This is a genomic window from Brachybacterium tyrofermentans, from assembly GCF_039526165.1.
GTDB lineage: Bacteria > Actinomycetota > Actinomycetes > Actinomycetales > Dermabacteraceae > Brachybacterium > Brachybacterium tyrofermentans.
The window spans coordinates 1-11,919 of the sequence record NZ_BAAAIR010000099.1 but is presented as its reverse complement, the minus strand read 5'-3'; the positions used below and the strand labels follow the sequence as shown (position 1 = coordinate 11,919).

9 protein-coding genes and 1 pseudogene are annotated in these 11,919 nt (G+C 65.3%); 1 reads left to right on the top strand and 9 read right to left on the bottom strand.

Going from position 1 to position 11,919, the window contains the following annotated elements:
* Nucleotides 1-118 precede the first annotated feature (118 nt).
* A complete protein-coding gene (locus ABD093_RS18755; protein WP_343926459.1) occupies nt 119-2,767 on the top strand; it encodes a DEAD/DEAH box helicase in 2,649 nt (882 codons plus the stop codon).
* Between the two features lie 281 nt (nt 2,768-3,048).
* Here ABD093_RS18755 and ABD093_RS18750 read toward each other — a convergent pair whose 3' ends face one another.
* The 9 genes and pseudogenes from ABD093_RS18750 to ABD093_RS18715 all read right to left on the bottom strand — a co-directional run.
* Complete coding sequence (locus ABD093_RS18750; protein WP_343926457.1) at nt 3,049-4,599, bottom strand: SulP family inorganic anion transporter; 1,551 nt, start codon at nt 4,597-4,599, stop codon at nt 3,049-3,051.
* Nucleotides 4,600-4,735: 136 nt separating this feature from the next.
* Nucleotides 4,736-5,161: a MerR family transcriptional regulator gene (locus ABD093_RS18745; protein ID WP_343926455.1), complete on the bottom strand. Its 426-nt coding sequence runs from the start codon at nt 5,159-5,161 to the stop codon at nt 4,736-4,738.
* A gap of 162 nt (nt 5,162-5,323) precedes the next feature.
* Complete coding sequence (locus tag ABD093_RS18740) at nt 5,324-6,058, bottom strand: MgtC/SapB family protein (RefSeq protein WP_343926453.1); 735 nt, start codon at nt 6,056-6,058, stop codon at nt 5,324-5,326.
* Nucleotides 6,059-6,235: 177 nt separating this feature from the next.
* Complete coding sequence (locus ABD093_RS18735) at nt 6,236-7,060, bottom strand: substrate-binding domain-containing protein (RefSeq protein WP_343926451.1); 825 nt, start codon at nt 7,058-7,060, stop codon at nt 6,236-6,238.
* 51 nt (nt 7,061-7,111) lie between these two features.
* Nucleotides 7,112-7,234 (bottom strand): annotated as a pseudogene (locus tag ABD093_RS19745) (LacI family DNA-binding transcriptional regulator); the annotation flags it as partial.
* Between the two features lie 82 nt (nt 7,235-7,316).
* Nucleotides 7,317-8,165, bottom strand: a complete 849-nt coding sequence (locus tag ABD093_RS18730; protein ID WP_343926449.1) for a glycerophosphodiester phosphodiesterase family protein — start codon at nt 8,163-8,165, stop codon at nt 7,317-7,319.
* Nucleotides 8,162-9,886: an ABC transporter permease gene (locus ABD093_RS18725; RefSeq protein WP_343926447.1), complete on the bottom strand. Its 1,725-nt coding sequence runs from the start codon at nt 9,884-9,886 to the stop codon at nt 8,162-8,164. The genes ABD093_RS18730 and ABD093_RS18725 overlap by 4 nt, the downstream gene beginning before the upstream one ends.
* A gap of 32 nt (nt 9,887-9,918) precedes the next feature.
* Nucleotides 9,919-10,965: an ABC transporter ATP-binding protein gene (locus ABD093_RS18720; protein ID WP_343926445.1), complete on the bottom strand. Its 1,047-nt coding sequence runs from the start codon at nt 10,963-10,965 to the stop codon at nt 9,919-9,921.
* Nucleotides 10,966-10,967: 2 nt separating this feature from the next.
* A partial coding sequence (locus ABD093_RS18715) for an extracellular solute-binding protein (RefSeq protein ID WP_343926443.1) occupies nt 10,968-11,919 on the bottom strand: 952 nt, incomplete at its 5' end.

The window sequence follows — 11,919 nt, the reverse complement described above, 5'->3', positions numbered from 1 at the left end:
CCCTCATGCCAGAATGAGTCCGCAAAGATCGGCAACGACGCCGACCGAGCGGACCTACCGACCCCATGAAAGATCGAGGCTAGCCAAACCAGGTATCTCCGGCCTGGTCAGCCGTGATGTGCCAGCCCAGCTCGCTGACCCGTCTATACCTGATCCGCTTCGTATCATTCTCGAGGCCAGCCTCTGGTACCTGGCCGACGAGGACGGGATCGCCAGGGCTCGCGCCAGCGCGCTCACCGACCACGACGACGTCGACGTGTGTGGCCTCGCCCAGCTGCTTACGGGTGCCCACGCCCGCGCCGGCGGGACCCTGCGCGGGCGCCCCTTGGGTGACTTCGCGGTCGCGGTGCGCGACGTCATCGACCTCCATGTCCAGCCCGGCCGGCTGCGTGAAGTACTTGAAGATGCGTCCCTCGAACTGGGCGTCCTGCATGCTGCGCAGTACGTGGCGGCCGCGGTCATCCACCGTCTCGACCGCCACCCCCAGATCATGACCTCGGCGAAGGGAGCCAACGGCGTCTGCGTGCAGCACGTTGTCGCGCAGATGCGCCAGGTCGGCCGGCACGCGTTCTGGCCTTCGCAGGCAGAAGCCGTGCGAGGCGGCCTCCTGGACCCCGCGCAACGTTCGCTCGCCATCAAGATGCCCACCAGCGCCGGCAAGACGACACTCATGCAGCTAGTTGCCGCGCACAGCATCGACCTTCATCCCGACGGCGTCGTGGCAGTCCTGGCGCCGACCCGAGCTCTCGTCAGCCAGCTGTACCACGACCTCCGCGACGGACTGCCGGCTGACGTTGCAGTGCGGTCCTCGCAAGGTGGCCTCGACTATGACACCGACCTCCCCTCCACAGGGAGTGTCCTGGACGCCTCGGGAGTGGCCGTGGTCACCCCCGAACGCTTCGACCTCGACTGGCGCCGGGCCCTGACCGAAGACAGCGGCATCGACCTAGACGACATCAAGCTACTGATCGTCGACGAGGCGCAGCACGTGGACAACGGGCCGCGCGGCGCCACCCTCGAGCTCATCATCGCCAAGGCGCTGCGGCGTGGCATCCGTGTCGTCCTTCTCGCCAGCCAGTTCTCAAACGTCACGGCCATCGCTAACTGGGTGAACGGAGACGCGCTGGAGTCCGACTGGCGACCAGCCTGGCTCGAGCGGCACGTCTTCATCCGCGGCCTGCCGGGAACCTCGCCGACGACGGCCAGAGTCGGGTACCTGTGGCCCGAGGGTGGTGACCCCGAGGAGGTTTTCGCGCTCAAACCGAGCGGGAAGACTAAGGGCGAGGGCTGGATCAGGGACCGCAAGCACGAGGCGGCGGGCCTGATGTCCCAGTGGACGTCCGAGGGGCTCGTCGTCGTGTTCACCGCCAACAAATCCCTCGCGAAGAGCCTGTTCGACACCATTTACGAGAGCACCGTTTCGCTCGGACCACCTCGTCGAGCCTTGGCGGAGATCGCGGACGCACTCGAACCGCGACACCCGGACGAGGCTGCCGCCCTCCGCAACGGGTTCGGGATGCACACCGCCGACGTGCCGAGGACGGTCCGTCAGGCGATCGAGTCGGCTGCCCGAGTCGAGGGCGGTCTCCTGCGGTGCATCGTGTGCACCCCCACCCTGCTGGAGGGCGTGGACTTCCCCACGCGCACGGTGATCGCCGCGCACCCGCCGCGCACCGGAGCCCCGAGCAACGCACCCGACATCGCCAAGCTGCGCAACCTCGAGGGCCGCGCCGGCCGCGCCGGCAAGTTCATCAGTGGGCGGCTTGTCGTCATGACCTCCGACCACGATTCGGCCCGGACGTGGCGCCGAGCGATGCGCCAGGCCCTGCCCCCTACCGAGACGGCCCTCACCGCGGCACTCAAGGTGATGCAGTCTCGCGCACCCGAGTACATGGCCCCAGAGACCAAAGACATCATCGACGCCGTCACCATCGAGGTGTTGGCCGAGTCCGCCGCCGTAGACGGAGATCTCCGCAAGGCGCTCGAAGGTGCGTTGCAGCGGACCTTCTGGTCAGCGACGTCCGCCCCGCAGGTGCAGGCCCCGGCCCTGACTTTCGGGGCCAGCTACGCGGTGCGGGTCGCTCAGCGAGTACCCGACGACGCACTGCGCGCCGCCGTGTACCGCTCGGGCTTGAAGCTGGAGGGCTGCTTGGCGTTGCGGGACGCCATCGCCACTCAGCTCGACCCGGTGGTGAATGTGCTCCGCTCGGACGCGCCGGACGCCGACGCTCACGACCGTCTGCTGCACTGGCTCATCAAGACCTGCGTGGCAACCCTTGAGGAGCTCGAGGACCTCCGGGCCGTGGACCCCGACGCGCTTAGGGTAGCCCTGACAGCGTGGGTGGACGGCGAGAGCGAGGCCGACATCGAGCGTGACCATGCCGACGCCTGGTCAGCGGTAAAGCCGGTCCACCTGGAGACGCTCCTCGTGTGGGCCCTCACAGGAGCGTTCGAGATTGTCGCAGCGCTCGCCAATGACCTGCACCTGCGGGAGGCCGCCCACCGCCGGCTGGGCCCGAGCCGACTCCGCTACGGAGTCTTCGACGCCGAACTGTGCTCCTTGGTCCGTGGCGGCGAAGATCGCGTCCAAGTGGCCCGCATCGCCGCCGAGTATCTCAAGGTGCCGAAGCCACCCTCCGCCATCCTCTGGCCGCTCAGCATGATCGTGGAACTGCGACTCGCACAGGAGGAGGACGCAGCCAAGGCTGCCGCGGCCGCGCCCGACCCCAGCGCCCCAAACGACCCGGCCAGGCTCGACGGGGACTAGGGCGGCGCCACCAGCTGACGCCGCCTGGCGGCGAGACGGACGCACCGGCCTGACCCTGGCGCGAGCTCGCCACCGGGCGTCACTCTGGGGTATACCCAGTGCGACGGTTCTGTCGCGAAAATACTGAAACAGGCCCTATTGAGAACCGTAAAAGACTGCTCAGTAACTGTCCTGCTGGGGTGCCCCATTTTGGTGCCTGCTCCGCGGCCTCGTGAGTGAGACCTCTGCGCAAGCGGCCCCTGAGGCGGGGGTGGGGTGAGCGTCTGGTGGTGGGCTGGTGCTCAGTGTCCGTCGCCGAGTTTGCCGGAAAGGCGCTCCAGGCGTTGGAGGCTGGCGCCGTCTAGGCCGATGATGCGTGCTTCCTTGCCGCGGGCGGAGTACTTGCTCTGCACGGCGTCGAGGGCGGCGACGGTGGAGGCGTCCCAGATGTCGGCGGCGGTGAGGTCGATGATGACGGTGTCGGGGTCGCCGGCGTAGTCGAATTGGTAGACGAGGTCGTTGCTGGAAGCCCAGAACAGTTCGCCCTTCACGGCGTACCGGCGGATGTCGATGGTGCCGTCGCCGTCGACGTCGGTCTCCCAGACCTTCTCGATGTGCACCAGGTGGGCGACGCGGCGGGCGAAGAGGATCATCGCGGTGATGACGCCGAGGACCACGCCGATGGCGAGGTTGTGGGTGGCGACCGTGGCGATGACGGTGGCGAGCATGACGGCGGTCTCGGACCAGGGCATCAGGCGCAGTGTGGTGGGGCGGATGCTGTGCCAGTCGAAGGTGGCGACGGAGACCATGATCATCACCGCGACGAGGGCTGCCATCGGGATCAGGCCGACGATGTCACCCAGGGCCAGGACGAGGATCAGTAGGAACGTCCCGGCGAGGAAGGTGGAGATGCGGGTGCGGGCCCCGGACTGCTTCACGTTGATCATGGTCTGACCGATCATGGCGCAGCCGCCCATGCCGCCGAAGAAGCCGGAGGCGATGTTCGCGATGCCCTGTCCCCAGGACTCACGAGTCTTGTTCGAGTGGGTGTCGGTGATGTCGTCGACGAGCTTGGCCGTCATCAGCGACTCCATGATCCCCACGATCGCCATCGCGAACGCGTAGGGAGCGATGATCTGCAGCGTTTGGACGCTCAGGGGCACGTTCGGGATAAACAGGGCCGGCAGTGACTCGGGCAGCTCGCCCTGGTCGGAAACGTTGGGCAGCTTCCAGCCACTGACCAGCACAGCGCCGGTCAGCAGCACGATCGCTATCAGGGGCGCGGGGATCACGGTGGTCAGGCGCGGGACGAGGACCATGATCACCAGACCCATGACGACCAGCGGGTAGACGATCCAGGGGATGTTGTCACCGAACAGGTGGGGGAGCTGGGCGGTGAAGATGAGGATCGCCAGAGCGTTGACGAAGCCGGTCATGACGCTGCGGGGAATGAACCGCATCAGCTTCGCAACCCCAAGCAGGGCAAGGACGATCTGCAGGAGCCCAGCGAGGATCACGGTGGCGATGAAGTAGTCCAGGCCGTACTCGTGCGCGACAGGGGCGATGACCAGGGCGATTGCGCCGGTAGCGGCGGAGATCATTGCAGGCCGGCCACCGACGACGGCGATCGTGACGGCCATGACGAACGAGGAGAACAGTCCGACCTGCGGGGGAACGCCCGCGAGGATGGAGAAGGAGATCGCCTCGGGAATCAGGGCGAGAGCGACGACAAGGCCGGCGAGGATCTCAGTCTTGAGCTGACGGGGATTGCGCAGAGCGGAGAGAACGGTGTCCGGCTGCTGTTGGGAGTGTTGGTGTGCGCTGTCGACGGGTGCAGTGCTGAGGGAAGTCACGAAGGGGTCCTAGCGTGGGGGAGGGATGGGCCCCGGCGGCACGGAACGTTTCCGTGGGGGGCTCAATTTCTAACCCTCACGTTACGTGAGCTTTCATTTCGTGGATACGAGGTCTGAGTCACGTTCCGCCCTGGCGTCAGGCCTCCCGCGTCTCCGTGTCGTCCTGGCGGGTGGGGGTGGAGAGGTCGCGGAGGCGCGAGAGGAACTCATCGGCCATCGCGACCTTCTTCTCCAGCGCGCTGCGCCGCTCGATCGCGATCGCCTCGATCTCTTGCAGCTTCTGTCGAGCTTCGATCGGTGCGTCGGGTTGGGCGACATCGTGGGTGATGTCTAGAAGCTCGCGCATCTGCTCGAGCGTGAAGTCCAGCGGCTTCATCCGACGGATCAGCAGGATCCGCTCGACGTCGGCTTCGGAGTAGAGACGGAATCCGCCCTCGCTGCGCTCGGACGGGTTGACCAACCCGATCTCGTCGTAGTGACGCAGTGTCCGCAGGCTGAGCTCCGTGCGCTCAGCGACCGCACCGATGTGCAGTAGCTGCTGTCCCTCGCCCTTTTCGTTCATGAAGCCAGTTTGCCCCACCTGACTACTCGGCGCCCTCGGCTCCGCGCCGGGTGGCCAGCCTGTCGCCGTGGGGTATACCCACTGCGACAGATGTGCCGCAAAAATGTCGAGATGGACCTCACACGTCCATGCCGGCGTCGACAACGTCATGACCAACTACACCTAGATGCGGTCACCTTCCTCGTCGTCGTACTCCTTGCTCTGTTTAAGTGAGACCCGTTTGACGCCGTCGAGCTCCATCACCGTCGGGATCAGATCGCGCAGGGGCGGCCTGCCCTGGAAGCGGATATCCATGACCACGTGCTTCTTTTCCCCATCGTCCGTGATGCGCTGGCTGTTTTGAATAGAGCTGGTGAAGCCCATGGAGGTGGCGGCGGCGAGCACATCGCGCAGCACTCCGGCTCCGTCCATGTAGGTGACCCGCAGCATCCGCTTGCGGTCAGGATCGGGAAGACGGCGCACGAGCGGCGCCATCACGAACAGTGTGAGCAGGTGCAGCGCGGTCAGTGCGACTCCCAGGGACAGCATGCCGGCACCGCAGGCCATACCGACCGCAGCTGCGACCCAGACTGTTGCCGCCGTGGTGAGGCCACGCACCACGTTGTGGCCCTTGAAGATCACCCCGGCGCCGAGGAAGCCGATGCCCGAGACGATCTGTGCGGCGATGCGGGAAGGATCAAGGTTGACCTCGTCGGCGAGGACCGTGGAGAAGCCGTAGGCGGAGACGAGCGTGAAAGCGCAGGATCCCAGGCCCACGAGGACGTGGGTCCTGTACCCCGCGGACTTCTGGCGGATCTGGCGTTCGATCCCGACCAGGGAGCATAGGATGAACGTTGCGATGAGGAGCTCGACCTCGACGAGGCTCGAGTCCTGGAACAGACCGACGAGCAGTTCCACAAATACCTCCAGATAGTGCGTACATGCGATGTGCGAGCCGGGTCGCGGCACAGTGACGTGGATGCACGAGCGGCGAGGCGGACCGACACACGATGATGCGGATCGCCATCCGCTGCGCGCGTCTAGATGGATACCTCTTCTATCGTGTTCCTGGACGGTTCACGATCGCACCGAGAATCACATCCTGGGGACAACACCGAGACTCGCGCCGGGGTGCAGTTCCCCGGAGTAGAGCTCGTGCCTGACCTGTACGCTCTCCCGATCATTGAGCATTTGGGAGATCACCTCGACGGCACGGCGGGCGACCACGTCCACGGGGAGGGTCAGGCTCGCAAGGCCCATCAGTTCCAGCCCCGGCAGCAGACCGTCTAAGCCGACGACGGAGAGATCGCGGGGCGCCTCGATGCCGATCTTCCGCGCCTGGGTCAAGAACTCCACGGATCGCAGATCGTTCGAGAAGACTGCGGCCGTCACCGATTGATGCTGGACGAGGTCGATTACGGCTCCTGCCCCGTCCTTCGACGTTCCGAAGGCGTTCGCGTCTACGGCGAAGACCTCGCACCCGAGGTCCCGGAGGACCTCGGCGGTCCGGACTCCCCGCAGGTGCTCGGCGAGGGAGTTCTCGGTGGGCGGGCTCACGACGGCTACCTTCCGGTGCCCGCACCCGTAGACGGCGCGCGCCACCTGCGTGGCATGGTTCGCCTCGTCATATGAAATCCCGTAAACTTCGGGATCGGACTCAGGCCGGCCGACGGTGACGATGGGTAGCACGGGCAGGAACTGCTTCAGCTCCTCGGTCCGGATCACCCCGGTGGACACCAGGATCGCTCCGACGCGCATCGAAACCAGCCGTCGCAGGGCCGATAGCTCGTCGGCGGCGCCCCGGTAGTAAGTCGGCGCCACAGTAACCAGCTCAAGTCCGTAGGCGTCTGTCCATTCCTGGATTTTGGAGAACAGCTCTCCGTAGGCGGGATTGGCGGGGCTGCGGATCAGCAGCCCCACCGTGCGGGACTTCCCGGCGGCGAGCTCCTGCGCCCCAGCCGAGGGGACGTAGCCGAGCGTCTCGACGGCATCCAGGACGCGGAGACGAGTCGCCTCCGCGACCTCCGCCGTCCCGGCAAGGACCCGGGAAACAGTCGCCCGGGATACCTGAGCTCGTTCGGCGACCTGAGCCATCGTCGCCGCCCGTGGCGTGTGGTCCGAGCGGCGGCGTGAACTCATGGCCTGATCATCGCCGATCGCCGATCGTGCAGCAAGATTAGGAGCGGCCGGCTCGGTAGTCGCGCAGCAGATGAGGCCAATCGGTCTGGACGGCCGTGGCCCCGGCATCGATGAGCCTGCCCCAGCCGAGGTCCGGGTCCTCCAGGACGGACACCTCATCGTCCCAACCGAGGTACAGCGGACGGCAGTTCTCTAGATTGAGAGCGTTGAGCAGGACCATTGGGTACCGAGCGGCCACCGTCGCCACGGCCTCGGCCGTGGCGAAGGGCGCCGAGGCGTCCCCGGCTAGCAACTCCGCGCCGACGAGATTCACCCCGCTCCGCGCCTCGACGGAGGCCAGCTCCTCCAGTGTCCGGACCATCGGGAAGTAGAGGAAGGGATACGGGTGCGCCGCCAGCGCGTTAAGGACCTCCGGCTGCGGCGGAGACTTGAGAATGAGGCGCTCAGCATGCCCCGAGGCAGCGAGGACGTCCAGTAGCTCCGGCCACATCGTCCAAGACCGGTCGATGTTCCACCAGATGCCCGGGAGGCCGTCCAGGAGGGACTGGATAGGCTGGAGTCCCTTCCAGTCGGAGCTGCCCTGGAAGACGTACTCGAGCTCGGCAAGCTCGGCGGAGTCCATCTCGCGCACGTCGAAGTCCCGACCGAACTGCTTCTTCTCATAGCCGTTGTGGAAGGCGAAGTATTCCCCATCCCGGGAGCGGATCACATCGATTTCGACCATGTCCGCTCCGGATCTCACAGCGCCGACGGCCGCGCGCAGGGTGTTGTCGGCGAAACTTCCGAGAGGCGTCCCCCGGTGAGTGGCAATCAGCGGCGTTGGCCGGGATGCCAGCAGTTCTCTGAGAGCGTCGCGGAGGTCTTCGGCGGTGGGGTGGGGAGTCATCGATGCGTGTCCTTTGCGGGAGAGGTCGGGCGGGCGATCCGTCCGACAAGGCGGCGGAGCCTGCTCACACCGTTGCCGTACACCAGCCACATGGCGATGCCGGAGATGATCATGAGCAGGACGGTGTAGACAAAGACGAGCGCAGTGGAATCGGCGGTAGTCTCTCCGGAGGTGGCGCTGCGGATGAACAATCCGAGCGGCTGGTAGAGCGGATGTGCGAGGAAGACGGCCGTGTCGTAGTCGTCGAGCATGGTTTGGAAGTTCAGGGCAGTGATTGCGGCTGCCGTGGGCAGGACCAGCGGCAGAATGATCCGCCGGAAGGTCGTGAACTGGCTGGCGCCTAGTAGCGAGGCTGCCTCCTCCATATTGCGGTTGATGCCGAGGAAGCTCGCTTTCAGCAGACGGAGCGTGAAGGGGATCTTCCCGATCACGAAGGCGATCAGGAGGATCACGAGAGTGCCAGAGAGGACTTGGCCCCCGGCCAAAGCCCTCGGTGTGGAGAAGGTGAGCAGGAGACCGAGGGCGATCATCGATCCCGGCATTATCCAAGGGATGTGCAGCAGATACTCGAGGGCGCCACCCAGCCTGCCTCGGTACAACGTGATGATGCGGACCACGAACAGAAGTCCGATGATCACGATCAACGCCGCGAGCCCCGAATAGCCGATGGATACGACGAAGGGCCAGCGGGCCACGGGGTCGGTGACCACCTGAATGTAGTTTTCCAGCGTAAAGCTGTCGAAGCGCAGAGTTCCAGTGGAGATCGCCTTCGCATCTGTGAATGAGAAGATGACAATCAGCAACGGCGGCAGTACATAGATCAACAAGAGCAAGTACGCGAGGGCGTGCACGATCACGTTTCCCACGGGATGCCGGATGGGCTGTGGTTCGAGTCGGGAGGATACCTTCGAGATGGAGAAGTACGTCCCCCCCTTCTCGATGCGGTTCATGATCAACAGCAGGGCGATAGTAAAGGTCGCCAGGATCAGCGCCAGGGCGGCCGCCAAATCTCGGGATCCCGGAGAGTTCGCGAAGGTAAGAATCATCGGTGCGATCGTCTGGAAGCTCCGACCTCCTAGGATCTGCGGAGCCGCCAGGGCCCCCAGTCCGCTTAGGAAGGTGAGGATAGTAATAGCAAAGATCGTCGGCTTCAGCACCGGCAGCACAACTCGACGAAGAACCGTCCAGGTCGAGGCCCCCATCTGGGTAGCCGACTCCACGGTCTGCTGATCAACGCGGGCCATGGCAGCCGTGAGGAACAGCAGGTGGTTCCCCGTGGTCGCGAAGGTCATCACGTAGAGGACAGCCGGGAATCCCTGGAACCAATCGTCGGGGATTGCGGGGATCACGGTGGTGAGCGCCTTGGTCAGGGTTCCCGTGGAGCCGTAGACGAAGTCGTACCCGGCGACCAGGACGATCCCTCCGTAGATCAGGTTGGTGGCGAAGCCGAGCCACAGGAACCGCTGGCCACGGATGCGGAAGTACTTGGTCACGAGGACAATGAAGATGCCGAAGGCGTTCACGGTCAGGCTGAGCGTGACGGCGAGCAGGACGCTGTTGCGCAGCGAGGACATGGCGCGATCAGAGGCGAACAGCCTCCCCCAGGCACCGGTCGAGAACCTCCCGTCCTCCTCGAATACCTCAAGGAGGAGGTGGACGTTGGGGACGATGAGGAAGGTGAGGATGAACCAGGCGGCCACCACCACGGTGATGATGGCCATCGGGGACTTCGTCCACGCGGGTCGGCGAAGTCTCATGCCGCTTCGCCTGCTTCTGCATGCGGGTACTGCATGACATCCCGGGGGTCGATGGAGAGGTGGACCGTCTCCCCGATCTCGAACTCCCGCTGGCCCCGGGATGTCGGGACGTGGACGCGCACACTCTGGCCCGCGGCGTCTACGAGATAGCTCTGTGTGGAGCCGTAGTAGACGTTCGAGGCCACGACGCCATCCACGGCAACCCGAGTGTCATCTGTGCCGCCAGGAGGGGCGATATCGACGCGCTCGGTGCGCACGAACATCGGAGCGTTGCCGCGCAGACCGTCCGGCCCCTGTCGAGAGATGGCCTCTGCAAGACCCCCGGTCATCCGGTTGACGGAGCCGATGAAGGTGCACACGAACTCGGTCCCTGACCTCTCGTACACCTCCCGCGGCGTTCCGGCATGCTCGATGTGGCCGTGGTTCAGCACGGCCACTCTGTCGCTCATGGACATGGCCTCGTCCTGGTCGTGGGTGACGTAGAGGGTCGTGATCCCGAATTGCTGTTGCAGGTCTTTCAGCTGGCCGCGCAGTTGGGATCGCAGTTGGGCGTCGAGGTTCGACAGAGGTTCGTCTAGCAGGAGGATCTTCGGGCGGAGCACGAGTGCACGGGCGATGGCCACGCGCTGCTGCTGGCCGCCGGAGAGGTCGGCGACGCTTTTGCCGAGCTGCTTCTCGGAGAGGTCGACCTCCTGGGCAATCTCGGCGACGCGCTCCCGAATCTCTGCCTTCGGCCGCTTGGCGACGGAGAGGCCGAAGCCGATGTTGTCGGCCACCGACATCGACGGGAACAGGGCGTAGTTCTGAAAAACCATCCCAACGCCGCGCTTGTCGCTGGGCAGCCCTGTCACGTCCCGGCCTCCGACGAAAACCTTGCCGCGCGAAGGCTGGATGAATCCAGCAAGGGTGCGCAGGGCCGTCGATTTTCCGCAACCGGAGGGCCCTAGGAGAGTGAAAAACTCCCCATTCTCGATGGCGAGGGAGAAGGCGGGCAGGGCCTCGAAATCGCCGAAGCAGACCTGTATGTCCTGGAACTCGATCATGCTCATCCGAGGACGTCCAGCTCAATCTTCTCGATCCAGTCGTTCAGGTTCTCCGCCACAGTGGTCCAGTCGATGTCCTGCGCAGAAAAGGACTCGGTCTGCTTCACGGCGTCCTGGTCTGCGTCGGCCAGGGCGTCGGAATTTGTGGGAGCGGTGAAGAATTCCTGGGACCAGGCGGCCTGAAGCTCAGCGCCACCGAACCAGTCGATGAACTCGCCAGCGAGCTCAGCGCGCGGGGTGCCTGCAACCTGGGCCACGTGTTGGACGGCCATGGGGACGCCGATTTCAGGATGCGCAGCCTCGGTGGCGACGCCATACTGCTCCTCGCGTGTCACCTTCCCCGCGAGCCACATCTGGCCGGCAGAAACCTCTCCGGCGTCCATGCGCGCGTAGAGGTCGGTGGTCTCGACCGAGGGGACGCCATACTCGAAGTACCGGCCGATGCTCTCCCATCCCTCATCGCTGACGCCGAGGTCCCCAGAGGGGTCCAAAAAGCGGGCGAGGAGCCCGCTAAGTACCATCTGGGTAGTGGCACCGCCGAGGCTGCTGGGGACCTCGTAGGTCCCGTGGAAGGCGGGGTCCGTCCACAGATCCGGCCAGTCGGAGGGGGCTGAAGCGGGGTCGGGGTAGGTCTCGGTGTTGTACACGAGCATGATCGGCTCACGGACAATGGGCCAGAAGACCGCTCCGTCGCCGAGGCTGACGTCGACGTCGCCGGACCAGGAGGGCGTGTACTCCTCGAGGACCTCGGAGGCGACCAGGTTCTCGAAGTACACGTTGTTCAGGCCAAAGACGACATCGGCGATCGGGTTGGACGCCTCGGCGAGAAGGCGGTTGGTAATGTCTCCGCCGCCGAGGTCGACAAGGCTCAGGCTAAAGCCGGCCTCGGTCGCCTTCTCGGTGAGCCATTCCGGCTCTTCCCGGTTCGTGGTGATGGGGAGCGTCGCGTCGTTG

What these genes read in the sequence shown, in the direction of transcription:
- ABD093_RS18725 (WP_343926447.1), bottom strand. Translation starts at nt 9,886, where the DNA reads ATGGCCATCATCACCGTGGTGGTGGCCGCCTGGTTCATCCTCACCTTC.
- ABD093_RS18745 (WP_343926455.1), bottom strand. Translation starts at nt 5,161, where the DNA reads ATGAACGAAAAGGGCGAGGGACAGCAGCTACTGCACATCGGTGCGGTC.
- ABD093_RS18730 (WP_343926449.1), bottom strand. Translation starts at nt 8,165, where the DNA reads ATGACTCCCCACCCCACCGCCGAAGACCTCCGCGACGCTCTCAGAGAA.
- ABD093_RS18720 (WP_343926445.1), bottom strand. Translation starts at nt 10,965, where the DNA reads ATGATCGAGTTCCAGGACATACAGGTCTGCTTCGGCGATTTCGAGGCC.